The organism is Nocardioides sp. JS614 (genome assembly GCF_000015265.1).
Classification (GTDB): Bacteria; Actinomycetota; Actinomycetes; order Propionibacteriales; family Nocardioidaceae; genus Nocardioides.
In genome coordinates, this window is the sequence record NC_008699.1 from 3,568,613 (window position 1) to 3,592,722 (window position 24,110).

Here is a 24,110-nt window from a genome sequence, read left to right on the forward strand (position 1 = left end):
AGTAGGCCTTCCAACGAAATGGGCGGGGCGGGAGGCCTCGGAGATGCGCCGGGTTCGGCTGCTGGCAGCCCATCCCCGCACGACACGCCGAGGCACGCCGGCGTGTCGTGCGGGTTTCGGCTGCCGACAGCCGAATCCCGCAGCCCGCCGGCTAGCCGGCTACTCGGGCGGCGATCGCCTCACCGACGTCGGCGGTACGCCGGGCCGCGCCCGGCTCGCGCGCGGCGAGATCGGCGATCGCCGCGGTCTCGATGACCGCGGCCGCGTCGGCGTACCCGAGGTGGTCGAGCAGCAGGGACGCGGAGAGGATCGCGGCGGTGGGGTCGGCCTTCTGCTGGCCCGCGATGTCGGGTGCCGAACCGTGCACCGGCTCGAACATGGACGGCGCGGTCCGGTCGGGGTTGACGTTGCCGGAGGCCGCCAGGCCGATGCCGCCGGTGATCGCGGCGGCGAGGTCGGTGATGATGTCGCCGAAGAGGTTGTCGGTGACGATCACGTCGAAGCGTGCGGGGTCGGTGGTCATGAAGATCATCGCCGCGTCGATGTGCATGTAGTCGACGCTGACCTCGGGGTACTCCGCCGCCACCTGCTGGGTGATCCGCCACCACACGGCACCGGCGTTGACGAGCACGTTGGTCTTGTGGACCAGGGTCAGCTTCTTGCGCGGCCGGCGCTGGGCGCGCGCGAACGCGTCGCGGACGACGCGCTCGACGCCGAAGGCGGTGTTCACCGAGACCTCGGTGGCGATCTCGTGCGGGGTGCCGACGCGCAGGGCGCCACCGTTGCCCGTGTACGGGCCCTCGGTGCCCTCGCGGACCACCACGAAGTCGACCTCTCCAGGGTTGGCGAGGGGCGACGCGACACCCGGGAAGATCCGGGACGGCCGCAGGTTGACGTAGTGGTCGAGCTCGAAGCGCAGCCGCAGCAGCAGCCCGCGCTCCAGGATGCCGGGCGGCAGGTTCGGGTCGTTCGGCTTGCCACCGACCGCGCCGAGCAGGATCGCGTCGTGCTCACGGATCTCCTCGAGCACGGAGTCGGGCAGCACCTCGCCGGTCGCGAGGTAGCGCTCGGCGCCGAGGTCGTACCGCGTCTGCTCGAACTTCACGCCGGCCGGGGACGCGACCTCGAGCACCTTCAGGGCCTCGGCGGTCACCTCCGGCCCGATGCCGTCGCCGGGGATGACGGCGAGGCGCAGGGAGCCGGACGTTCCAGTGTGGGTGGTGGTCATGCGGCCGAGGCTAGTTGTCGTCCGGGCGCTCGCCGCCGTTGTCCCGCAGGTCGAGCGAGGCCTGGACGGCCGCGGTGACGTTCTCGTAGCTGCGCGGGTTGTCGGGGTGGTGGCTGGCGGGACCCCAGTCGGGGTACATGTCGTACATCGGTCTGTTCTCTCTCGTGTGCTCTTCAGGTGGATGGGTAGCCGTGCGGTCCCGATACACCTGAGACGAAGATGGCCCGGCGCCGGACGCGCGGTCTGCTCGTGGGTCGCACGAGCCGAGGGAGAACCATCAGGATGCGGATCACGCCGTACTGCTGGGGCGGGCCTCGCGCGGAGACATCTTCGACTCAGATGTACCGAGAGACCGTGCAACGCCGAACTCCGCGGCGAGGTGGCCTCTCTTAAGAAGCCTCGCCGCGGCGCTCAATAAGTACGAAGACGCTCCGCATGGTGCGACCACCGTAGAGCACGGCACCGCGACCGGTCTCGACATTCCGCAGAGTGTTCGACATGCGAGACAACAGTCCCGCAATGAAAGACTCCCCCCATGAGCGCCCCGCCCGAGCTTCCCGACGTGGTGTCCCGCGCGTTCGACGTCTCCCGCAAGGCGGGCTACGCGTCGTTCTGCCGCAACGAGACCGGCCGGCTGCTGGCCGCACTGGCGGCCACCCGCGACGGCGTGATGGCGGAGTTCGGCACCGGCTGCGGGGTCGGTACGGCGTGGCTGCGCTCGGGTGTGCGGGGCGAGGCCCGGATCGTCACCGCCGAGCTGGACGCGAAGCTCGCCGACGCCGCGGCCGAGATCTTCGTCGACGACCCGCAGGTCGAGGTGCTCTCGGCCGACTGGGCGACGCTGTTGGACAAGGGCCCGTTCTCGCTGCTGTTCCTCGACTCCGGCGAGCCCACCGAGGTGGGCGTCGACTCCGTCGCGGACCTGGTGGAGCCGGGCGGGATCGTCGTGCTCGACGACTTCACGCCATGCGAGATGTGGCCACCGATCGCCTACGGTCGGGTCGACACGCTGCGCGAGCAGTGGCTGACCGACGATCGGTTCACCGCGGTCGAGGTGATGGTCGCCCCTGACGCCTCGGCCCTGATCGCCACCCGACGCTGAGCCTCCTCGACCCAGCTCCGAACCGGAGGTGGTTGCCGATCGAGGCGCCCCGCGGGACGATCGGGAGGCACAGCGCCGCTTCGCGCACTCGGTGCAAGCAGCGCCGAAGGGCCAGGTGAGCTCGGATGTCGAACCAGAACTTCACCAACGAGGTGTGGAAGGGCTTGAGCGGCGGAGACCGCCGCAGCTCAGCCGGACGCGCTCCGAAGGCCCCCGGGGCCCCGCACGACCCGGATCGGCCGGACGGGGGCCGCGGGAAGTGGTCGGTGCTGCTGTCGCGGTGGTTCGGCCGCCGCTCGGACTGATCAGCGCCGCAGGACGCTGACGCAGAACGACGAGTCGTCCTGCCACGGGCGCAGGTCCCAGGTGGCGAACCGCTGCTCGAGCCGCAGGCCGGCGCCGGGCAGCGTCGCGTCCAGGTCGGCCGGGGTGAAGCCGGTGCCGGTGCGGCACCCGACGACGAGGAACCCGTCGGTCTTGAGATGCGCCGCGACCCGCTCGATCACCGCCGCCCGGTGGTCCTCGGTCACGAAGTCCATGACGTTGCCGGCGATCAGCGCGCCGTCGAAGGGCTCGGCCTCCCCCGCGGCGGCCAGGTCGAGGGTCGCCAGGTCGCCGACCAGCCAGGCCACGCCCGGGTAGTCCTCGCGCGCCGCCTCGATCAGCGTCGGGTCGATGTCGACGCCGACGACGTCGTGGCCGAGCTGCGCCAGGTGCCCGCCGTGCCGGCCCGGGCCGCAGCCGGCGTCCAGCAGCCGGGCGCCGCGCGGCGCCAGGACGTCGGTCAGGCGGGACTCGCCCTGGAGGTCCTGGCCGCTGGCGGCCATCGCCCGGAACCTTCCGACGTACCACTCGGAGTGGGCGCTGTCGGACAGTCCGGGCCAGGTGGAGTGCGGCGAGGTCGACACCGCCTCATCCTCCCACGAGGGCCCTACCCGGCGACGACTCAGGAGGTCGCCGAGCGCACCAGCGCAGCGACCCGGTCAGCGACCTCGGGGGTCCAGCGGGTGATCGCGAAGACGGTCGGCCACAGGTCGCCGTCGTCGAGCCGCGCGGCGCCCTCGAAGCCCAAGGTGGAATAGCGCTCGCCGAACTTGCCGGCGTTCTTGAAGAACAGCACGACCTTGCCGTCCGCGTTGGCGTAGGCGGGCATGCCGTACCAGGTCTTCGGCGCCAGGTCGGGGGCGTGCTCGGTCACCGTGACGTGCACTCGCTCGGCGAGCGCCCGGTCCTCGGGCGTCATCTTCTCGATCGCGTCGAGGACCTGCTGCAGGCCGTCGGCGAGCTTGGCGCCCTTCTTGCCCGCGGCCCGCAGCTCGGCGGCGCGCTCCTTCATCGCGGCCCGCTCCGCGGCGCTGAAGCCCGTGGCCCCGTCGGTCTCCGTGGACACTGTCGGTCTCCTTCCGTCCGGCCGGCACCGTGCCGGCGACATCAGGAAACCTAGTTCGAAGCCAGCACGATCGCTTCTTGATTCCTGACCGGCAGCTCGACGGTGAAGGTCGGCAGCCAGAGCTGGGTGAGCGGCCCGATCGCCAGCGCATAGAGCACGGTGCCGACGCCGAGGGTGCCGCCGAGCAGCAGGCCGACCACGACGACGCCGAGCTCGAGCCCGGTGCGCACCAGGCGCAGCGAGCGGCCGGTACGCCGGGCCAGGCCGGTCATCAGCCCGTCGCGTGGCCCGCGGCCGAGCTGGGCGCCGATGTAGAGCGCGGTGGCCAGGCCGCAGAGCAGCACGCCGCCGATCGTCAGGCCGATCCGCAGCACCAGCCCGTCGGGCCGCTCGAGCAGGGCCAGGGTCGCGTCGGCGGAGAAGCCGATGACCAGGGCGTTGGAGATGGTGCCGAGGCCCGGCACCTCGCGCAGCGGGATCCACGCGAGCAGCACCACGAAGCTCATCACGACCACGGCCTGGCCGAGCGTGAGCGGCACGTGGCGGATCAGCCCGGAGTGCAGCACGTCCCACGGAGCGAGGCCGAGGTCGCCGCGGACCATCAGGGCCAGGGAGACGCCGTAGGCCACGAGCCCGAGGAAGAGCTGGGGCAGGCGGCGGGCCAACCGGCCGGCGCGCAGCTGGGCGATCGGGCCGAGGTCGGTGAGGCCCCGCGGGGCGGTGGCGATCTGGGTCACCGGACCAGTCTGACCCAGATTGGCCTTCTCAGAAATAGCCAATCGTGCGAGAGTGGCCTGTATGAACCGCACCGTGAGCGCCGGCCGGGTGGCCGCCCTGGTCGGCGACTTCGACCGCTCCCCCGCCTACGCCGGCCTCGCCGACGCCCTGGTCCTGCTGATCGGCGACGGCCGGATCGCGCTGGACACCCGGCTGCCGAGCGAGCGGGAGCTGACCGAGGCGCTCGGGCTCTCGCGCACCACCGTGACCCGGGCGTACACCGCGCTGCGGGAGGCGGGGTACGCCGAGGCGCGACGCGGCTCGGGCACGTTCACGCGGGTGCCGGGCGGGCCGGCGCGCGCACACGACCGGGCCCTGCTGCCGCGGCCCGGCGACGACGAGGCGATCGACCTGAACTGCGCGGCGCCGTCCGCCCCGGCGGGCCTGGCGAAGGCGTACGCCGAGGCCGCGGCCGAGCTGCCGGCGTACCTCGGCGGCCACGGCTACTTCCCCGCCGGGCTCCCCCAGCTCCAGCAGGCGATCGCGGCGACGTACGAGGCGCGCGGCCTGCCGACCGCGCCCGACCAGATCATGGTCACGCCCGGCGCGCTGTCGGCGGCGTCGATCGTGGCGCAGGCGTTCACCTCGCCCGGCGACCGGGTGCTGGTGGAGTCGCCGGTGTACCCGAACGCGATCGACGCGCTGCGGCACGGCGGCGCCCGCCTCACGCCGGTGCCGGTCGACCCCGAGGGCTGGGACCTCCCCGCCGTCGGCGCCGCGCTGCGGCAGACGGCACCGCGGCTGGCCTACCTGATCGCGGACTTCCAGAACCCCACCGGCCACCTGATGACCGAGGCGCAGCGCGAGGAGTACGCCGGCCACCTGCGCCGGGCGCACACCACCGCGATCGTCGACGAGGCCCACCAGTGGCTCCCGCTCGAGGGCCAGGACATGCCGCGCCCGTTCGCGGCGTACGCCCCCGACACGATCACGATCGGCAGCGCCAGCAAGGGCTTCTGGGGCGGCCTGCGGCTGGGCTGGATGCGGGTCCCACCCGGCCGGATGGACCGGCTCACCCAGGCCCGGGTGAGCATGGACCTCGGCGCCCCGGTGATGGAGCAACTGGTGCTGGTCCGGCTGCTCGCCGAGGCCGACGAGGTGCTCGCCGCGAACCGGGCGCGGCTCCGTGCCCAGCGCGACGCGCTGGTCGCGGCGGTGCGTGCGCAGCTCCCCGAGTGGACGTTCCGCGTGCCGTCCGGCGGGTTGGCGCTGTGGTGCCGGCTCCCCGCCGCCTCGGGCTCGGCGGTCGCGGCCGAGGCCGAACGCCTGGGCGTCATCATCCCGCCCGGCCCGGTCTTCGCCGTCGAGGGCGGTCTCGACCGGTTCGTGCGGATCCCGTGGACGCGGCCGGCCGAGGACCTCGTCGACGGTGTCGCCCGGCTGGCCGAGGCCTGGGCCGTGGTGCGCGAGCGGCCGGCGTCCGGGCCGGGTGTGTCCGGGCGGGTGATGGTGGCCTGAGCAGCAGGCCGCTGCCGTCAGGACTCGTCGCGTGCGTCGACGGAGGCGTGCGATCCGAGGTTGTCCAGCACGGCATCCGCGGCCTCGCGCATGGCTCGTGCCTGGGCGGGTGTCAGCGCGGAGAAGAAGAGCTCGCGGACCCGGGCGACGTGGGTGGGGGCCGCGGCTCGGATGGCCGCGCGGCCGGTCTCCGTGAGGCACATGAGCGGCGCCCGCTGGTCGTCGGCGCACGCGTCGCGCCGGACGTAGCCGCGCTGCTCCATGCGTCCGATGTGGTGGGCCAGGCGGCTCTTCTCCCAGCGCAGCTCGCACCGGAGCTCGCGTGCGCGGAGGACCCCGTCCGGCGCCTCGGAGAGGATGGCGAGGACCTCGTAGTCGGAGATGGACAGCTCGGAGTCGGCCTTGAGGGCCTGGGCCAGGGCGGCGGTCAGCTGGGTGTGCATCCGCAGGACGCTGCGCCAGGTGTGCTGCTCGTCCTCGGTCAGCCAGTCACTCATGGCGGCCGGTGCCGCGCGCGTCGGCCACGAGCTCCTTGACGGCCGGGGCGACCTCGGCGGCGAAGGCCTGGGTCAGCGCGGTGTCGTCGGAGGCGAGGATGAAGCCGCTGGTGCCGTACGTGAGCGCCACGTCGGTGAGCTCCTCGGCCCACTGGCTGGGCGGGCCCTGGAGGAAGCCGCGGCGCTGGGCCGCGAACTGTCCGCCGATGTTGAGGAAGCGGCGTACGTCGCTCGGCTCGCGGCCGGAGGTGAGCGCGGCCTCGTCGATGTGTCGGTTCATCTCGGTCAGCTCCGGTAGGCCGTTCTGGAGGTACTGGATCGACGGGAGCCAGCCATCCGCGGCACGCCCCACCAGGCGCAGGATGCGGGGTTTGTAGGCGCCGACCCAGATGCCGACCGGGTGCGCGGGGGCCGGGCCGCGCTTGGCGCCGTGGACGTCGTAGTGCCGGCCGCGCACGGACAGGACGCCGGGGTCGCTGGTGTTCCAGACGGCGCGGATGATCGCGATCGCCTCCTCGAGCGCCTCGATGGACTCCCCTGGCGTACGCCGGGGGCCGCCCATGCCGACGACGCCGTCCCAGAAGGCCCCGGCACCGATGCCCAGCTCGATCCGGCCGCCGCTGAGCAGGTCGAGCGTGGCGATGGCGCGGGCGAGGACGGCTGGGGGCCGCAGCGGGAGGTTGGTGACGTTCGCCGAGAGGTGGATCCGCTCGGTGCGGGCGGCGGCGTAGGCGAGCAGGGTCGAGGTGTCGTGGAACTTCGCCACGTACGGGTGGTCCTGGAAGGTGACCAGGTCCAGCCCGGCGCGGTCGGCGACGACGGCCTGCTCGACGGCGTGGTGGACGGGGTGGTTGGTCGGGGTCACGAAGGTGCCGAAGATCAGGTCGTGGCCGTAGTCGGTGCTCGTGCTGCTGTTCATGAGGCGGTCCTGGTGTCGTGGGTGGGGGCGATGTTGAAGTTGTCCTGGAACAGGTTGTGCGGGTCGACCTCCGCCTTGAGCCGGCGCAACCGGTCCAGGGTGGCCGGCGGGAACGCATCGGCGATCCGGTCCGGGTGACGGTCGCTCTCGAAGCTCAGGTAGAGGCCGTCGGAGTGGCGGCGTACCGGCTCGAACCAGCGGTCCAGGCGCTGGGCGTTGCCGCCCATCACGGCGAGGGCGAAGTTGGCGTCGCGATGGGCGTACGCGGTGGCGTCCGGCGCGACGTCCGCCACGGCCCCGCCGACGGTGCGGATCTGGTACCAGTGGGACGCTCCGCTCCGGATCAGGTCGGCGGACGCGGAGGCGAAGGCCGGGGTGATCTCGCGGGTGAACGCCGACCGGGAGACCGGTTCGCCGTACCCGTTGTGGGGGGTCTCGGGGAACATGTTCATGACGGCCGCGTACGGCGCGATCACGACCTGCTGCTGCACCAGCGGCGCGATCTCGGCGAACGGCTGGAGCTGGCCGACGATCACCTCGGGGTCGGCGGAGTCGACCATCGCCATCACCTGCGCGACGCCCTGGCCGAGGATCAGGAACGGCGTCGTCTCGCGTGGCGTCTCGGCGACGACCCGGGCGAACCCCTCGAGGTACGCCGCCGGGTCGGGGGCCTGGAAGGCGAGCTGGGCCCAGCCCACCTCGGCGACCTCGTCGACGACGAACTCGAACGCGACCGCGATCCCGAAGTTCGCCCCGGCGCCGCGGACCGCCCAGAACAGCTCGGCGTTCTCGGTCGCGCTGGCCCGCACGAGGCTGCCGTCGGCGAGCACCATCTCGACCGCTCGCAGGTGGTCGATGGTCAGGCCGTGCTTGCGGGAGAGGAACCCGATCCCGCCCGCGGTGGCGAGCCCGCCGACGCCCACCCCGCCGTAGTCACCGGAGCTGAGCGCCCAGCCGTGGGGCTGCAGCGCCGTGGCGACGTCGCGCCAGCGGGCGCCGGGCCCGATCCGCACCAGCCGGGCTGCCTCGTCCAGCACGGTGACGTCGTCGAGCGCGCCGACGTCGATGACCAGGCCGCCGTCGTTGGTCGAGCGGCCGCTGATCCCGTGCCCGCCGCTGCGGATCCCCAGGGGCAGATGCCGGTGCACGCGGGCGAAGCCCACGGCGCTGGCCACCGCCGCGGCGGTGCGGGGCCGCAGCACCAGGCCGGGGTTGCCGCCGCGCAGGTACGTCGAGCGCACCTTGGCGAACGCGGCGTCGCCGGGCTCGACGGCGGTCTCGGCCAGCTCGTCGGGGACGTCGTCATAGGAGATGTCCGGTCGGCGCCGCGCCCGAACGTCGGCGCGTCGCACCTGCCGCGACGAGAGGGCACCCGGTGGCAGCGCGCGCTCGGCGCCGTCGCGGACCGCAGGGGCGACCGTGTCGATGAAGGTGCGCAGCAGGGGCTCGTCCTCGGTCCCGACGCGGAGCAGCACGGAGCTCACGCCGTGGTCGACCACCAGTGCGGTCAGGGCGTCCGCGTCGGGCAGGTCACCGGGGGCGAGTGCCACGGACCGTCGTACCTCGCGGACGTCGCGGCCGGCATCGACCGCGGCCCGGTCCAGCACCGCGCTCAGCGCCGCGAGTCCCTCGACGCCGACCTCGTCGAGGTCCACGACCCACCCGTCGGCGAGCCGGCCGGCCAGGGCGGCGGCGGTGGAGTCCGACCCGTGCAGCCACAGCGGGACGGCGAGCTCCAGACCAGGACCTGGCTCGGCATCGGCGAGACGGTGGCGGGTCCCGGCCGAGCTGACCCGAGGTCGGGAGGTGTCCAGCAGCGAACGGACCACCGCCACGGCCTCCTCGAGCGCGTCGAGATTCGCAGCCGCCGACTCCGATCCGAGCAGCAGCAGGGCCCGGCCACCCGACAGCAGCTGGAGGCTCCCCGCGCCTCGCGCGACGATGGACGCCGGTCGCGCCGTGGCGTCCAGCCGCGATGCGGCGACCTGGGCCCTGCTGGTCCGTGCGGCCGCCCACGCCGCGAGGGTCGAGGCGTCCGCACCGCCCCGGTCCGGGAAGGTCACGAGGTCGTAGCCGAGGTCCTCGACCAGCACCGCCAGCGCGACCGCGTCCTCCGGCGCCTCGCCGGCTCCGGTGACCTCGACGCCGAACCCGATCCGATGGCCGTAGTTCGTCACCGTGATCCTCCGAGCACCCACTTGGTTGACATGTCAACCAAGGTATCGCGCGCAGGTTGATGTATCAACCTGCCTCGTGGCACGCCGCACCGCGCACGGCCTAGCTTCACTAGCATCCGGGCATGGACCTTCGCGACCGGATCGGCTTGGAGCACCCGGTCGTGCAGGCCGGGATGGGCGGCGGGGTCGCCGGTGGGCCACTGGCCGGAGCCGTCTCGGCCGCCGGCGCCCTCGGCACGGTCGGGATCATGGCGCCCGGGCGGTTCGCCGACGCCTTACGCGACGCGCGCCGAAGGGCACCGGGGAAGCCGGTGGCGGCCAACCTGCTGACGCCCTTCACCCGGCAGGCACACGTCGATGCATGCATCGAGCTCGGTGCCGCACTGGTGGTCTTCCACGGCGGCCTGCCCGGCCGGTGGTTGAGGCCGCTGCAGGCGGCCGGATCGCCGGTGTTCGCCACCGTCGGCACGGCGCAGGAGGCCCGGGCGGCGCTGGCCGCCGGGGTCGACGGGCTCGTCGTGCAAGGTCTCGAGGCCGGCGGGCACCTGGTCGGCGTGGAGCCGCTCGCAGCAGCACTCCCCCGGGTCCTGGACGTCGCCGGTGACAAGGTCCCCGTCCTGGCGGCCGGCGGCGTGGCCGACTCGGCCGACGTACGACGACTGCTCGAGAGCGGCGCCAGCGCCGCGGTCGCCGGAACCCGCTTCCTGCTCACCGACGAGTCCGCAGCGCACCCTGTCTACAAGGAGCGCGTACTGGCCGCAGACCGCACCATGGTCACCATGCTCTTCGGCGTCGGCTGGCCGATGCGGCACCGGGTCGCGCCCAACGCGGCGACCGAACGGTGGTGCACCCGCGACGACCTCGATCCTCACTGGGTCCGACAGATCGCGCGCTCCACCGCCATCGCCGGTCGCGTCCTGCCCCTGTCCGCCCTGGACCCGCTGACGGCCCGTCAGCGCGTGAACATCCCGCTGTTCACCCCCGCACTCCCCCTGGCCGGCATGCCCGCCGAGAGCGTGGACCGCACCGCGCTGTACGCCGGCGAGACCCTGCACCGGATCGACACGATCATCCCCGCAGGAGAGGCCGTCGCCGAGCTCGTTCGATGAGCGCTTGGAGCCGCGTCCGAGGTGGCGCGCTCCGCCGCCTGGACGGAGGGCATCGCGCCCAGTTAGGCGCGGACCGAAGTCACACCCCACGGGTCGTGTGCCTGAGAACGCGCTCTGGCGCGTGGTGGAGCACACGACCCGACCTGACCCAGCCGCAGGCGAGGACCTGGCCCGGGCACTCCGAGAGCGGAAGCCGTTCCGGCGGTTCAGAGACCGGATGTACGACCGGCACCCCGAGCTGATCTCGCCATGGCAGGCCTTGCGGAACGCTCGGGGTCGCCGCCGGGCCGCCTCGCACCTCGACGGTCGTCCTGGCCCGGTGCTCACTGTCGACCGCGGCGCTCCCAGGCCCACAGCCCGACGGCCAACGCAGCCCGGTCGGCGAAGATCCGCGGATCCGTACCGGTCAGGTCGCCGATGCGCTTGAGCCGGTGGCGCAGCGAGTTGGGGTGGAGGTGCAGGTCGCGTGCGGTCTGCCCGATCGACCCGTTTCCGTGGAGGAACGCGCGGAGGGTCGGCACGAACGCGGTCCCATGATCGCGGTCGTGCTCGGCCAGCGGGACCAACAGCGTCTCGGCGAACGGCCGCAGCCGGTCCGTCGGCTGCTGCTCGAGGAGGCCATCGAAGCTCACCAGGTCCCGGTGGGTCGCCGGCGCACCCCGGCGACGGGAGAGGTCAAGTGCCGCGAGCGCAGCCGGCAGCGCTGACGCGACATCGCCGAGCACGCACGACGCCGCGACCCCGCAGGGCAGGGAGCTGTCGACCGCGACCCCCAGCACGACGTCACCGTCGCCGCTCAGGCTCACACAGGCGCCGCTCGAGCCCTCGAGCCCGGGGAGATCGGCGAGCAGCGCGGCTCCCAGGGCGCCGGCGACCAGAGCCGCGGCCTTCTCGGGCCAGGCGGCGACGACCATCCGACCGTCCGGGTCGAGCCCGGCCGCGCACAGCGCCTCACGCAGGCCCTCGGGGTCGGCCTTGCCCACGGCGACCAGGCGCAGCAGTCGGCCGGCCTCGGCCCGACGGTGGGCGAGGGCGAGGTCCTCCTCGTGCCGGCGTACCGCCAGCACGGAGCCGACGTGGCGCAGCATCGAGGACGACGGCGGTACGTCGGCCGCCCCGGACGGCTCCCAGCCGAGCACCCCGTCGCGGTAGGCGAGCTGACCGCCGAGCTCGGCGGTCACGATCGCGAGCAGCTCGTCCAGCGACCGGTCGGCGGCCATCGCGTCGAGCAGCTGGGCGGACAGCTGGTGGACCTGCCGCTCCCCCGCGGTGCGCGCCTCCGCGCGCCGGTCGGCGAGCAGCTCGGTGATCGCCTGGAACGGGACCGCGGCGGGCACCTCGAGCAGCGGGAGCCCGCGCTCCCGGCACGCAGCGACCAGCTCGACCGGGACCTGCTCGGTGACGTCCCCGACGCCATAGCCCACCGCGCACGCCCCCGCTTCGAGCAGACGACCGACGAACACCGGCCACTGCGCGGGGTCCTCCGCCAGGGAACTGCCCACCGTGAGCACCAGCTCCCCGCCCTGCAGGTAGGGCCGGGGGTCCACCAGCTCGGTGGGATGGGCCCAGCGGATCACCGCATCGATCACGGCACCGGCGCTCAGCAGCCGGAGACCGAGACCGGGCACGGTCAACAGGTCGCGCACGGTCACTGTGCCCACCGGGGCCCTCCGGGCCGGTGCAGCCGAGATGTTGCCGGTCACCCTCGCAGCCTAGGGCCGGCGACCGTTGTGCGAGTCCACATCCGGACACCCGCCCCGTTGGCACTTCGGCCGAAGTTGTGGCCCTCCATCTTGTCCGCGGGGTGACCTGGCTCTCATCCTGTCCGCGACCCCGAGGAGGATCCACGCATGCCGACCGAGCAGATCCGGACCGAAGACGTCCACTCCGACCATCGACTCAAGCGCGAGTTCACGCTGTGGTCCGCGTTCGCGTTCGCGTTCGCGTTCATCTCACCGATCGTCGCGCTGTACGGCATCTTCGGCCTCGCCTACAGCACGGCCGGCCCCTCGTTCTGGTGGAACTTCCTGATCGTCTTCGGCGGCCAGCTCCTGGTCGCGATGGTGTTCGCCGAGCTCGTCTCGCGCTGGCCGATCGAGGGCTCGATCTACCAGTGGTCCAGGAAGCTGCTCGGACAGGGCTACGGCTGGTCGGCGGGCTGGGTCTACATGTGGACCCTGGTGGTCGCGATGTCGGCGGTGTCCATGTTCGCGGCGGGCTTCGTCGGCAACGTGTTCGGCTGGGACCTGAGCGCGGGCGAGCAGGCGATGGTGGCCTGGGTGATCCTGATGCTCGGTACGGCGGCCAACATCGCCGGCCGACTGGTGCTGCGGGTCCTGATGACCAGCAGCATCATCGCCGAGATCATCGGCTCGATCGGCCTCGGCATGTGGCTGATCCTCTTCCACCGCGAGAACTCGTTCTCCAGCCTGACCGACGGGTTCGGTGACCCTGGCTACCTCAGCCTCTCCGGGCCGTTCCTGGTGTCCATGGCCTTCGTGGGCTGGTCGTTCGTCGGCTTCGAGAGCGCCGGCTCGATCGCCGAGGAGGTCCACCACCCGCGCCGGAACCTGCCCAAGGCGGTGATCTTCTCGATCGGCTTCATCGCCCTCATCGTGATGTTCTCCGCGCTCGCGATCATCCTCGCCATCCCCGAGGACGTCGCCGTCAACAGCGCGGACCCCGTCTACGACACGCTCGCCTTCCAGCTCGGGTCGGGCCCGGCCAAGCTCGCCGAGATCTTGTTCACGGTGGGCTTCCTGGCCTCGTTCCTGGCGCTGCAGACCTCGGCCTCGCGGCTGATCTGGTCCTACGCACGCGACCGGGCGCTCCCGGCGCCGCGGCTGTTGGCCAAGCTGACCAAGGTCCAGAAGCAGCCGGTGTCCGCCCTGCTGGTCGCCACCACCATCGGTACCGTGGTCATCGTGCTGAGCCAGCTCGCTCCGGACTTCTACACGCTGATGCTCAACTTCACCTCGGGCGGCTTCTACCTGGCCTTCCTGTTCCCCCTCGCCGGCAACCTGCTGGTCCGGCTCCGCGGTGACTGGCAGCCCGGGCCGTTCAGCCTCGGGCGCTGGAGCATGGTGGTCTCGGTGGCCGCGGTGCTGTGGGCCACCTTCCAGTTCCTCAACATCGCCTGGCCGCGCAACTTCTACCCGGACACCCCGTTCCTCAACTGGTCGGTCGCACTCGCCGTGGTCGGGCTCGCCCTCGTCGGCGCGGCGATCTATGCCGCGCGGCGCGGCGAGATCACGACGTTCCCGACGTTCGAGGTCGACGACCCGGAGGACGACGCGGAGACCCGCGACTACCTCGCCGCCGAGTCGGCGGTCGCGGTCGACGAGACTCGCACGCTGGACGGCGTGTGAGCGGGGGCGGAGCCTCCGGGACCGACTCGCGGCCACGGGTCGCGATCGTCACCGGCGCCGCGAGCGGCATCGGAGCCGCCGTCGCAGCCGAGCTGACCGACCGCGACTGGCAGGTGGCCGGGTTCGACCTGCGTCCGTCGGGGTGGGACGTCAGCCAGGTCGTCGACGTCGCGGACGCGGGAGCGGTGCGGGACGCGGTCGCCCGCGTCGAGCTCGAGCTGGGGCCGGTGGAGGCCGTGGTCTCCGCGGCCGGCCACTACGCGATGGTCGACTTCGGCGACATCACCCCGACGGAGTGGAGGACCATGCTGCGCGTCCATCTCGGTGGCCTCGTGCACCTCGCCCGTGCGGTGCTGCCGCGGATGACCGAGCAGCGGCGGGGCAGCATCGTCGCCGTGACCTCCGAGCTGGCCATCGGCGGCGGGGATCGCGATGCCCACTACGCCGCAGCCAAGGGGGCGATCGTCGGGCTGGTCCGCAGCCTCGCCGCCGAGGTCGCCGCCACCGGCGTGCGGGTCAACGCCGTCGCGCCCGGGCCCACAGACACGCCCCTGATCGGGCCCGACTCCCCGTGGCGCGACCCGGACTACCTGGCCAGGATCCCGCTTCGACGGCTCGTCGCGCCCGGCGAGGTCGCTCGTACCGTGGCGTACCTGGTCGAGGAGGCCACGTTCATGACCGGTGAGATCCTGTCACCGAACGCCGGGGCGGTGATCTGATGGCCGGCTCCCAGCATCCGCTCGCCGGCCGGGTCGCCCTCGTGACCGGGGCGGGCCAGGGCATCGGGCGGGCTGTCGCCGAGCGGCTTTCCCGCGACGGCGCCACCGTCGCCGTCAACGACATCGCCCACGACGCGCGGATGGACGCGGTGGTCGCCGCGACCGGCGGCGTCGCCGCCCCCGCCGACGTGTCGGACCGCGAAGCGGTCTTCGCGCGGGTCGACGACCTCACGCGGAACGTCGGCCCCGTCGACGTGCTCGTCCTCAACCATGCCTACATGACCATGGGCGCCCTCGTCGACCACGACCTCGAGGACTGGTGGCGGGTCGTCGACACCAACCTCGGGGGTGCCTTCCACCTGATCCAGGCCGTGCTGCCCGGCATGCTGCGCGCCCGGTTCGGACGGATCGTCATCGTGTCCTCGGAGTGGGGGGTGATCGGCTGGCCGCAGGCGACGGCGTACGCCGCGTCCAAGGCCGGGCTGATCTCCCTGACCAAGACCCTCGGACGAGAACTCGCGCCGCAGGGGGTCATCGTCAACGCGGTGGCCCCGGGCGTCATCGACACCCCCCAGCTCGAGGTCGACGCCCGGGCCGCGGGCGTCACCCGCGACCACATCGTCGCGGAGTACGCCCAGGGCATCCCGATGCGCCGCGTCGGGCAACCCGACGAGATCGCGGCCACCGTGGCGCTGCTCGCCGACCCACGGATCTCCGCCTTCGTGGGACAGGTCCTGCAGGTCAACGGCGGGTCGACCCGCTCCCGGGCCTGAGCGCTCGGACACAGCGCGGCCCAACGAAAACGCAACGAGAAGAAGGAGCCCCATGCACGAGCCTCGGGTCAACGACGGCGGCACCGTCGGGCCGGTCGACGGTCTGCAGGTCCCCCGGTTCGCGGGGCACAGCACGTTCGCCAGGCTGCCACGCCTGGAGGACGTGGAGACCTTCGACGTGGCCGTGGTCGGCGTGCCCTTCGACTCCGGTGTCACCTACCGTCCCGGCGCACGCTTCGGCCCGTCCCACATCCGCCAGGGATCACGCCTGCTGCGGCCGTACAACCCCGCGCTCGACGTCTCCCCGTTCGCCGGGGTCCAGGTGGTCGACGCCGGCGACATCGCCGCCAACCCGTTCTCCATCGAGGACGGGCTCGAGCAGATCGAGGCGGGGGTGCGAGAGCTGTCGGCCGACGGGCGCAACGTCGTCCTCCTGGGTGGTGACCACACGGTCACGCTCCCGGCGCTGCGTGCCCTCAAGGCACAGCACGGGCCGATCGCGCTGGTGCACTTCGACGCCCACCTCGACACGTGGGACACCTACTTCGACGCACCGTTCACGCACGGGACGCCGTTCCGGCGTGCCTGGCAGGAGGGCCTGCTCGACGCCGACCACACCATGCACGTGGGGATCCGCGGGTCGCTGTACTCCAAGGACGACCTCGCCGATGATGCCTCCATGGGCTTCTCGATCGTGCCCGCACGCGACCTGGACCGCCTCGGCGCGGACCGGGTGGTGGAGATGGTCCGCGAACGGGTCGGGGACGCGCCGGTCTACATCTCGATCGACATCGACGTGCTCGACCCCGGCTTCGCGCCGGGCACCGGCACTCCCGAAGCCGGTGGCCTGACCAGCCGCGAGCTGCTCGCGATGGTGCGCGGGTTCGCCGGCGCGCACGTCGTCGGCGCCGACGTCGTCGAGGTGTCCCCGCCCTACGACCACGCGGAGATCACCGCCATCGCTGCGGCGAACCTGGCCTACGAGTACTGCTCGGTCTTCGCCTGGAACCGCCGGTGACCGCCGCGCAGCCGGGACCCGTGCCGGCCGGTCCGATCACCTGGCCGAGCGGATCGAGCGCCGCCGCCGCGTTCTGCTTCGACGTCGATGCCGAGTCCGCCGTCCTCCACGCCGCCCCGTCGACCGCCGACCGGCCCGGAGTGATGAGCCACCAGTCCTACGGACCGCTCGTCGGGGTGCCGCGGATCCTCGAGATCCTCGACCGGCACAGCGTGCCCGCGACGTTCTTCGCACCCGGGTACACCGCCGAGCGCTATCCGGGCGTGGTGCGGGACATCGTCGCCGCGGGCCACGAGGTGGCGCACCACGGCTACCTGCACGAGACCCTCGAAGGGGTCGCCCCCGAGACCGAGGCGGCGTACCTCGACCGCGGGCTGGCGGCCCTGGAACGCGTGGCCGGCGTCCGGCCGGTGGGTTATCGCGCGCCGATGTGGGAGCCGACCTGGGCCACTGCACGGCTGCTCGCCGAGCGCGGCTTCCTCTACGACTCCAGCCTGATGGACGCCGACGTCCCCTACGAGCTCGCGGTCTCGGGGGTGGCTGGGGTGCCGTCGATCGTGGAGATCCCGATCCAGTGGGCGCTCGACGACTGGGAGCAGTACTGCTTCATTCCCGGCGTCTCCGGGGAGGGCCTGATCGAGAGCCCCGCCAAGGCACAGGAGCTGTGGAGCCTCGAACTCGACGCGATGCGCTCGGTCGGTGGATGCTTCGCGCTCACCAACCACCCGTTCCTCACCGGCCGCCCGTCGCGGGCGCGCGCGCTCGAGCGGGTCGTCGAGCAGGCCGTGCAGTACGGCGACGTCTGGATCGCGCCGCTGCGCCGGATCGCCGAGCACGTCCGCACTCTCGGCCTCGCGCCGCGTACTCTGACGCGGCCGGTCCTGGACCCTCAGTAGCCCAGACCGTGGCCGAGCTCGAAGAGCTCGCCGGTGCCGTTGGGGCCGGGGATCGCGACCGGCAGCCGGCCGGTCGGCTCGACCTCGCCGAACAGCACCCGGACCAGCGACTCGACCTGGGCCGCGGTGTAGCCGTAGGTGTCCAGCACCGTCGGCGCCGAGGGGAACGAGGCGACGTCGTACGGGTTGCGCACGGCGGCGACCACGACCGGCCTACCCGTTTCGAGCAGGGCGCGCACCAGCCGGGTCTGCGCGGCCGCGGCGTTGGTCGGTGCCCCGGTCGACGCGTCGACGGCGTACGCGTTGTTCGTCGTCACGACGACCAGGTCGGCGTCCTGCGCCGCCGCGACGGCGTCCTCGATCGCCGCGTCCGAGGGCGTGGTGCCGGACTCGAGGACCTGCGTCGTGGCGCCGCGGGTGCCGAGCGCCGTCGCGAGCGTCTGCGTCGTCGTCGCGCCCCACCCGGCGACCAGGACCTGCCGCGGCCCGGCGGTCAGCGGCAGCAGCCCGGCGTCGTTCTTGAGCAGCGTCGTCGTGCGGTCGGTGATCGCCTGCGCGGTCGCGAGGTGCGTCGGGGCGCCCACGATCCCCGCCGCCGCGGCCCGGTCGACGTACGGGTCGCCGAAGAGCCCGCGCTCGTACTTGTGCAGCAGGATCCGGTACACCGACTCGTTGAGCCGCTCCCTGCTGATCTGCCCGCTGCGCACCGCCTTCAGCACCGCGCGGTACGCCGTGTCCATCTCGGGCGGGATCAGCAGCTGGTCGGCGCCGGCGAGCAGCGCCCGCACCGGCGCCACGTCGGGCGGGTACGTCGCCGTCGCGCCACCCATGTCCAGCGCGTCGGTCACGATCAGCCCGTCGAAGCCCAGCTCGCGGCGCAGCAGCCCGGTGAGGATCTTCCGCGACATCGTCGCGGGGACACCCGGGTCGATCGCCGGCAGCACGACGTGCGCGGTCATGATCGTGTCGACCCCGGCGGCGATCGCTGCACGGAACGGCGGCAGGTCGATCTCCTCCAGCTGCGACCGCGTGTGCGTCACCTCGGGCAGCCCGAAGTGGCTGTCCACGCCCGTGTCCCCGTGTCCCGGGAAGTGCTTCGCGACCGCGGAGACTCCGCCGCGGTGGAAGCCGCGGACCTGGGCGGCGACCAGGTCGGAGACCAGCGCCGGGTCGGAGCCGATGGACCTGATCCCGATCACCGGGTTGTTCGGGTTCACGTTCACGTCCGCGACCGGCGCGTAGTCCTGCGTCACCCCGACCGCCGCGAGCTCGGCGCCGATCACGGTCGCCGAGCGGCGGGCGTCCGCCGCCGACCCTCCGGTCCCGAGCGCGCCCGCACCGAGCGCCATGTTCCCCGGCAGCTGCGTGGCTCCCGACGCCGCGCCGAAGCGCGCCACGAGGGCACCGCCCTCCTGGTCGACCGAGATCTGCAGCGGGATCCCGCCCGGCAGCGCCCGCGCCGCGGCCTGCAGCCCGTTCGACAGCCTGGCCACCTGCTCCGGCGTACCGATGTTGTCGTCCCCGTTGCGGGTGGTGAAGTAGATGACCCCGCCGGGCTGGTACTTCGCGATCGCCTGGGCCGGGGTGTCGACGCCGTACAGCCTCTGGTTGACCGCCTTCGCCGCGTCGCTCACGTCGTTGGCGTCACGACCGGCGACCTCGATCACGAACAGCTGCCCGACCTTCTGCTTGCGCGTCAGCTGCGCCAGCGCGGTGCGCGCCCGGTCGTACGACGGGCCGGCGGCGGCTCGGTCCCCGACAGCGGCGGTCGCCGGGGGTGGCGACAAGGTCGGCCCGAACGCTGCGGCGAGCAGCAGGATCAAGCCCGCACCGAGGGTCCGGACGGCGGTCCTGCGGCGACGGGTGGCGGCGCTCGGCCGGGCTGGCATGGGGGCGACGCTAACGCGAGAACGCGGGCCGCGGGCTCGAATCGGGTGCGCCGACCAAGCAGTCCGGCCCGGCGTGGCGCGAAGTCAGACCAGGTCGACCGCGCGCACCGAGATCGCATCGATCGCGTGCTGCATCTCGGCGAGCACCTCGGCGGGGATGGCGGTGTCGACCGACAGCGCGACCAGGGCCCGGCCGCCCTTGGCGTCGCGGGCGACCTGCATGCCGGCGATGTTGATGCCGGCGTCCCCGATGATCACGCCGACGGTGCCGACCATGCCGGGCCGGTCCTCGTAGGTGAGGAACGCGAGGTGCTCGGTGGGCTCGAGGTCGACGTCGAAGCCGTTGACCTCGACCAGCCGCTCCTTCTGGTTGATCCCGATCAGGGTGCCGCTGACCGAGACCTGCTCGCCGTCGGCGAGGGTGCCGCGGATCGTGATCAGGTTGCGGTGGTCGGGGCTCTCCGGGTCGGCGACCAGGCGTACGGCGGTGCCGCGCTCGGCGGCGAGCAGCGGCGCGTTCACGTAGGAGACCTGGTCCTCGACGATGTCGGTGAAGATCCCCTTGAGGGCCGCCAGCTCGAGCACCTTGACGTCGTAGTCGGTGATCTCGCCGCGCACCTCGACGTCGATCGACAGCGCGACCTCGCCGGCCACGGCGGTGAACACCCGGCCGAGCTTCTCGGTGAGCGGGATGCCAGGGCGCACGTCCTCGGCGATCACACCGCCCTGCACGTTGACCGCGTCGGGGACCAGCTCGCCGGACAGCGCGAGCCGCACCGACTTCGCGACCGCGATGCCGGCCTTCTCCTGCGCCTCGTCGGTGGAGGCGCCGAGGTGCGGCGTGGCGACGACGTTCTCGAGCTCGAACAGCGGGCTGTCGGTGCACGGCTCCTGCGCGAACACGTCGAGCCCGGCCGCCGCGACCCGGCCCTCCTTGAGGGCGGCATAGAGGGCGGCCTCCTCGACGATGCCGCCGCGCGCGGCGTTGACCAGCACCAGCGAGGGCTTGACCTTCGCGAGCTGGTCGGCGCCGATCAGGCCGACGGTCTCGGGGGTCTTGGGCAGGTGCACGGACATGAAGTCGGCCTCGGCCAGCAGCGTGTCGAGGTCGACCAGCCGCACGCCCATCTGCGCGGCCCGGCCAGCCTGCACGTACGGGTCGTACGCCACGATCTTCATGCCGAAGGCGCTCAGCCGCTGCGCGACCAGGACGCCGATCCGACCCAGGCCGACGATGCCGACGGTCTTCTCGTAGAGCTCGGTGCCGGTGTAGCGGGCCCGCTTCCACTCGCCGTTCTTCAGCGCGGCGTGGGCCGGCGAGATGTGCCGGGCGGCGGCGAGCATCAGCGCGACCGCGAGCTCGGCGGCGGAGACGATGTTGGAGGTCGGGGCGTTGACGACCATCACGCCCGCCTGGGTCGCCGCGCGCACGTCGACGTTGTCCAGGCCCACACCGGCCCGGGCGATGACCTTGAGCCGGCGGGCCGCGGCGAGCGCCTCGGCGTCGACCTTGGTCGCGGACCGCACCAGGATCGCGTCCGCCTCGGGGAGCGCGGCCAGCAGCTCGCCGCGATCCGCGCCGTCGCAGTACCGGATCTCGAAGTCCGGTCCGAGTGCCTCGACGGTCGCCGGACTGAGCTCCTCGGCGATGAGTACGACGGGCCGGTCGGCGGGCGTGGCGGCGGGCATGGTCACAGCGTGGAGTCCTCGCGGAAGAGGGGTGGTGTCTCGATCGGCGCACGACGCTGTGCTGCATCTCGCACTCTACCCGACCGCGCCGAAGTATTCGGTCGCGTCCGCGGATGCGCCGTACCTATCCTGGGCGTCGTCCCAGCCCCTCCTCATCGGCAGGTCCACTTGAAGCTCTGAGGTCGCCGCCCCCCACGCCACCTCTTCTGGAGCTTCTCCATGCCCGCACCCCTCTCTGTCATCAGCGCGTCCGGCCTCGGCTTCGCCTGGCCCGACGGCACCCCGGTCCTCGCCGGCCTCGACCTGCTGGTCGGGCCCGGCCGCTCCGGCCTGGTCGGCGTCAACGGCGCCGGGAAGTCCACCCTGCTGCGCCTGGTCGCCGGCGCCCTGCAACCGACCGCCGGCCAGGTCCGGGTCGCCGGCGAGGTCGGCTACCTCCCTCAGGACCTGACCCTCGACGTCGCGCAGCCGGTCGACGACTTCCTCGGCATCGGCGCGGTGCGCCGCGCGGTCCGCGCCGTCGAGGGTGGCGCGGTCGAGGAGGCCCTCTTCGACACGATCGGCGACGACTGGGACGCCGAGGACCGCGCGGTCGTCGAGCTCGGCCGCCTCGGCCTGCCGGCGGACGTCCTGGACCGGCGGCTCGGCCAGCTCTCCGGTGGCGAGGTCACCCAGCTCGGCCTGGCCGGGCTACTGCTGCGCCGCCCCGACGTGCTGCTGCTCGACGAGCCGACCAACAACCTCGACGCCGACGCCCGCGGCCGGCTCTACGACGTGGTCGACGGCTGGTCGCGCTCGCTGCTGGTGGTCAGCCACGACCGGCAGCTGCTCGAGCGGATGGACCGGATCGGCGACCTGCGCGACGGTGCCGTGCGATGGTACGGCGGGGGCTACTCCTCCTACGCCGCGCAGGTCCGCGCCGAGCAGGACGCGGCCCGGCAGGCGGTCACGACCGCGCGCTCCGACGTACGCCGTCAGCGCACCGAGCGGGTCGCGGCCGAGCGGATGCTCGCCACCCGCAAGCGGGTCGCCAAGAAGGCCGAGCTCACCACCGGGCTCGGCAAGGCGGTCGTCAACGCCAAGCGGCAGCAGGCCGAGGAGTCCGCCGCCCGGCACCGCCGGGTGCAGGACGACCGGGTCGAGCGGGCCCGCGAGCGGCTCAGCGCGGCCGAGGCGCGGCTGCGGGAGGACCGGGAGATCCGCATCGACCTGCCCGGCACCGAGGTGCCCCGCGGCCGGGTGGTGCTGGAGGGCGGCGCCGTACCGATCAACGGCCCGGACCGGATCGGGCTGGTCGGCCCGAACGGGTCGGGCAAGACCACGCTGCTCGGAACCCTGGTCGAGCGGGCCCGGGTGCCGGTCGGGCTGCTCCCCCAGCGTCTCGATCTCCTCGACGACGACGGGAGCGTCTACGACAACGTGAAGCGGCGGGCACCCGAGGCGCCGGCCAACGAGGTGCGCGCCCGGCTGGCCCGGTTCCTGTTCCGCGGCGCCGCGGCCGACCGCAGGGCCGGCGACCTGTCCGGCGGCGAGCGGTTCCGCGCGACGCTGGCGGCGCTGCTGCTGGCCGACCCGGCCCCGCAGCTGCTTCTGCTCGACGAGCCGACCAACAACCTCGACTTCGCGTCGTACGACGCGCTGGTCTCGGCGCTCGCGTCCTACCGCGGCGCCCTCGTGGTCGCCAGCCACGACCGGGCGTTCCTCGAGGACATCGGCGTGGACCGGGTGGTCGACCTCGCAGACCCCGGTGCACAGGAGGCCGCAGGCTGAAAGTCAGTGGAACAGCGCCTGCCCGACGTACTCCCCCGGGGCGGCGCCGGGAGGTGCGGCGAACAGGGCGGAGCCGGTGACCTCGAGGTACTCCATCATCGCGTCGGACTTGGCCATCTTGTTCTGGATCGGGATGAAGTGGGTGTCCGGGTCGCGCACGAACGCGATGAAGAACAGCCCGGCGTCCAGGCCGTCGACGAAGTTGTAGCCGCGGCGCAGCATCCGGGCGCCGTGGTTGAAGTCGGGGTGCACCACCCGGACGTGGGAGTCGCGTGGGATGACCGGGCCGTCGCTGCCGGGCATCGTGAAGTCCGGCTCGCTGAACTCGCGGCCGCCCGAGAGCGGCGCGCCGGTGTCCTTGGTCCGGGGGGTGCGCATCGGGGAGCGGGATCCTTCGCGGGTCAGCGGCTGGCGGGCGCGGCGGGTGCCGGGTCCGTCGCCGGGGCGGGAGCAGCAGTGGGGGCCGCGACGTTGCGGCCACGGACGCCACGCACGAACAACGCCATCGTGGGGACGACGTACAGCGTCCAGACGACGGCCTCGAGCACGGTGGTGACCGGGGAGAAGTTGACGACGCCCTTGAGGAGTGCGGCGTACCAGGTCGACGGGTCGATCGCGCCGGACACGTCCCAGGCGATGGTGTGCAGGCCGGGGAGGAGGCCGGCCTCCTGCAGGTCGTGGACGCCGTAGGACAGGACGCCGGCGGCGACCACGATCAGGAAGCCGCCCGTCCAGGCGAAGAACCGGCTCAGGTTGATCGAGATCGCGCCGCGGAAGAGCAGGTAGCCGAGCGCGACGGCGGTCGCGATGCCGAGTCCGGCGCCGAGCAGCGGCTGCCAGGTGGCGCCGCTCTCGCGGGTCACGGCCTCGGTCGCCGACCAGAGGAACAGTGCGGTCTCGAGGCCCTCGCGGCCGACCGCGAGGACGGCCACCAGGACCAGCGCGATCCAGCCGCCCTCGGCGGCCTTGTCGATCTGGCCGCGCAGCTCGCCGCTCAACGTGCGCGCGGCGCGGGCCATCCAGAAGATCATCCAGGTGACCAGGCCGACGGCGACGATCGACAGGGTGCCGCCGATCGCCTCCTGGGCCTCGAAGGTCAGGCCGCGCGGGCCGTAGAACAGGGCGAAGCCGAAGGCCAGCGAGACCCCGACGGCGAGCGCGACGCCCGCCCAGATCCGGGGCAGCAGCCCACGCCGCTCGGACTTGACCAGGTAGGCGACCAGGATGCTGACGACCAGCGCCGCCTCGAGGCCCTCACGGAGACCGATCAGGTAGTTCGCGAACACGAAGCCCGAGCATACGCCTCGGACTTAGGTTTGCCTAACCTCATC

General features: G+C 72.9%; 22 protein-coding genes. 9 read left to right on the plus strand and 13 right to left on the minus strand.

Going from position 1 to position 24,110, the window contains the following annotated elements; all coding sequences use genetic code 11:
- Nucleotides 1-151: 151 nt before the first annotated feature.
- Nucleotides 152-1,228, minus strand: coding sequence for a 3-isopropylmalate dehydrogenase (locus NOCA_RS18530; protein WP_041546665.1), 1,077 nt, complete (start codon nt 1,226-1,228; stop codon nt 152-154).
- A 10-nt stretch (nt 1,229-1,238) separates the two neighbouring features.
- Nucleotides 1,239-1,376: a hypothetical protein gene (locus NOCA_RS27635; RefSeq protein WP_158305681.1), complete on the minus strand. Its 138-nt coding sequence runs from the start codon at nt 1,374-1,376 to the stop codon at nt 1,239-1,241.
- A 387-nt stretch (nt 1,377-1,763) separates the two neighbouring features.
- Between NOCA_RS27635 and NOCA_RS18535 the strand changes: the two genes are divergently transcribed.
- The gene (locus tag NOCA_RS18535; RefSeq protein ID WP_011756804.1) at nt 1,764-2,330 is read left to right on the plus strand and encodes an O-methyltransferase; all 567 of its coding nucleotides are present in this window, start codon (nt 1,764-1,766) and stop codon (nt 2,328-2,330) included.
- 305 nt (nt 2,331-2,635) lie between these two features.
- Here NOCA_RS18535 and NOCA_RS18545 read toward each other — a convergent pair whose 3' ends face one another.
- From NOCA_RS18545 to yczE, 3 genes are read right to left on the minus strand one after another with little or no spacing between them, the layout of a single operon-like run.
- Nucleotides 2,636-3,238, minus strand: coding sequence for a class I SAM-dependent methyltransferase (locus NOCA_RS18545; protein ID WP_011756805.1), 603 nt, complete (start codon nt 3,236-3,238; stop codon nt 2,636-2,638).
- Between the two features lie 38 nt (nt 3,239-3,276).
- On the minus strand, nt 3,277-3,720 hold the full coding sequence (locus tag NOCA_RS18550; RefSeq protein WP_041546668.1) for an iron chaperone: 444 nt from the start codon (nt 3,718-3,720) through the stop codon (nt 3,277-3,279).
- A 50-nt stretch (nt 3,721-3,770) separates the two neighbouring features.
- Nucleotides 3,771-4,457: a membrane protein YczE gene (yczE, locus tag NOCA_RS18555; protein WP_011756807.1), complete on the minus strand. Its 687-nt coding sequence runs from the start codon at nt 4,455-4,457 to the stop codon at nt 3,771-3,773.
- Between the two features lie 61 nt (nt 4,458-4,518).
- Here yczE and yczR point away from each other — a divergent pair, with 61 nt between their 5' ends.
- Nucleotides 4,519-5,955 (plus strand): MocR-like transcription factor YczR, encoded by a 1,437-nt coding sequence (gene yczR, locus NOCA_RS18560; protein WP_011756808.1) that lies wholly within the window; start codon nt 4,519-4,521, stop codon nt 5,953-5,955.
- A 17-nt stretch (nt 5,956-5,972) separates the two neighbouring features.
- Here the strand turns inward: yczR and NOCA_RS18565 are convergent, their stop codons facing one another.
- The 3 genes from NOCA_RS18565 to NOCA_RS18575 are packed head-to-tail and all read right to left on the minus strand — an operon-like array spanning nt 5,973 to nt 9,548.
- On the minus strand, nt 5,973-6,452 hold the full coding sequence (locus NOCA_RS18565; RefSeq protein WP_011756809.1) for a MarR family winged helix-turn-helix transcriptional regulator: 480 nt from the start codon (nt 6,450-6,452) through the stop codon (nt 5,973-5,975).
- Nucleotides 6,445-7,371, minus strand: coding sequence for an LLM class flavin-dependent oxidoreductase (locus NOCA_RS18570; RefSeq protein ID WP_011756810.1), 927 nt, complete (start codon nt 7,369-7,371; stop codon nt 6,445-6,447). Before NOCA_RS18570 ends, NOCA_RS18565 begins: the two co-directional genes overlap by 8 nt.
- Nucleotides 7,368-9,548, minus strand: coding sequence for an LLM class flavin-dependent oxidoreductase (locus NOCA_RS18575; protein WP_011756811.1), 2,181 nt, complete (start codon nt 9,546-9,548; stop codon nt 7,368-7,370). The genes NOCA_RS18570 and NOCA_RS18575 overlap by 4 nt, the downstream gene beginning before the upstream one ends.
- 122 nt (nt 9,549-9,670) lie before the next feature.
- On the opposite strand from NOCA_RS18575, the gene NOCA_RS18580 reads away from it, so the two are divergent.
- Nucleotides 9,671-10,657 (plus strand): NAD(P)H-dependent flavin oxidoreductase, encoded by a 987-nt coding sequence (locus NOCA_RS18580; RefSeq protein ID WP_011756812.1) that lies wholly within the window; start codon nt 9,671-9,673, stop codon nt 10,655-10,657.
- Between the two features lie 323 nt (nt 10,658-10,980).
- Here the strand turns inward: NOCA_RS18580 and NOCA_RS18585 are convergent, their stop codons facing one another.
- Nucleotides 10,981-12,318, minus strand: a complete 1,338-nt coding sequence (locus tag NOCA_RS18585; RefSeq protein ID WP_011756813.1) for a PucR family transcriptional regulator — start codon at nt 12,316-12,318, stop codon at nt 10,981-10,983.
- A 189-nt stretch (nt 12,319-12,507) separates the two neighbouring features.
- On the opposite strand from NOCA_RS18585, the gene NOCA_RS18590 reads away from it, so the two are divergent.
- The 5 genes from NOCA_RS18590 to NOCA_RS18610 are packed head-to-tail and all read left to right on the plus strand — an operon-like array spanning nt 12,508 to nt 17,431.
- Nucleotides 12,508-14,025: an APC family permease gene (locus NOCA_RS18590; protein WP_011756814.1), complete on the plus strand. Its 1,518-nt coding sequence runs from the start codon at nt 12,508-12,510 to the stop codon at nt 14,023-14,025.
- Nucleotides 14,022-14,744 carry an SDR family NAD(P)-dependent oxidoreductase gene (locus NOCA_RS18595; RefSeq protein ID WP_011756815.1) on the plus strand — a complete coding sequence of 241 codons (723 nt, stop codon included), beginning with the start codon at nt 14,022-14,024 and terminating at the stop codon, nt 14,742-14,744. The genes NOCA_RS18590 and NOCA_RS18595 overlap by 4 nt, the downstream gene beginning before the upstream one ends.
- Nucleotides 14,744-15,517: an SDR family NAD(P)-dependent oxidoreductase gene (locus NOCA_RS18600; RefSeq protein ID WP_011756816.1), complete on the plus strand. Its 774-nt coding sequence runs from the start codon at nt 14,744-14,746 to the stop codon at nt 15,515-15,517. The genes NOCA_RS18595 and NOCA_RS18600 overlap by 1 nt, the downstream gene beginning before the upstream one ends.
- 52 nt (nt 15,518-15,569) lie before the next feature.
- The gene (gene speB, locus NOCA_RS18605; RefSeq protein ID WP_011756817.1) at nt 15,570-16,535 is read left to right on the plus strand and encodes an agmatinase; all 966 of its coding nucleotides are present in this window, start codon (nt 15,570-15,572) and stop codon (nt 16,533-16,535) included.
- Nucleotides 16,532-17,431, plus strand: coding sequence for a polysaccharide deacetylase family protein (locus tag NOCA_RS18610; protein ID WP_011756818.1), 900 nt, complete (start codon nt 16,532-16,534; stop codon nt 17,429-17,431). The genes speB and NOCA_RS18610 overlap by 4 nt, the downstream gene beginning before the upstream one ends.
- Here NOCA_RS18610 and NOCA_RS18615 read toward each other — a convergent pair.
- Complete coding sequence (locus tag NOCA_RS18615) at nt 17,425-19,320, minus strand: glycoside hydrolase family 3 protein (protein WP_011756819.1); 1,896 nt, start codon at nt 19,318-19,320, stop codon at nt 17,425-17,427. The genes NOCA_RS18610 and NOCA_RS18615 overlap by 7 nt on opposite strands.
- A gap of 84 nt (nt 19,321-19,404) precedes the next feature.
- On the minus strand, nt 19,405-21,009 hold the full coding sequence (gene serA, locus NOCA_RS18620; protein ID WP_041547897.1) for a phosphoglycerate dehydrogenase: 1,605 nt from the start codon (nt 21,007-21,009) through the stop codon (nt 19,405-19,407).
- Between the two features lie 219 nt (nt 21,010-21,228).
- On the opposite strand from serA, the gene NOCA_RS18625 reads away from it, so the two are divergent.
- Nucleotides 21,229-22,779, plus strand: a complete 1,551-nt coding sequence (locus NOCA_RS18625; protein WP_011756821.1) for an ABC-F family ATP-binding cassette domain-containing protein — start codon at nt 21,229-21,231, stop codon at nt 22,777-22,779.
- 3 nt (nt 22,780-22,782) lie between these two features.
- On the opposite strand, the gene NOCA_RS18630 is transcribed toward NOCA_RS18625, so the two are convergent.
- Together NOCA_RS18630 and efeU are read right to left on the minus strand one after the other, a co-directional pair.
- Nucleotides 22,783-23,157, minus strand: a complete 375-nt coding sequence (locus NOCA_RS18630; RefSeq protein WP_011756822.1) for a Dyp-type peroxidase — start codon at nt 23,155-23,157, stop codon at nt 22,783-22,785.
- 23 nt (nt 23,158-23,180) lie between these two features.
- Nucleotides 23,181-24,065 carry an iron uptake transporter permease EfeU gene (gene efeU / locus NOCA_RS18635; RefSeq protein ID WP_011756823.1) on the minus strand — a complete coding sequence of 295 codons (885 nt, stop codon included), beginning with the start codon at nt 24,063-24,065 and terminating at the stop codon, nt 23,181-23,183.
- Between the last annotated feature and the right edge of the window lie 45 nt (nt 24,066-24,110).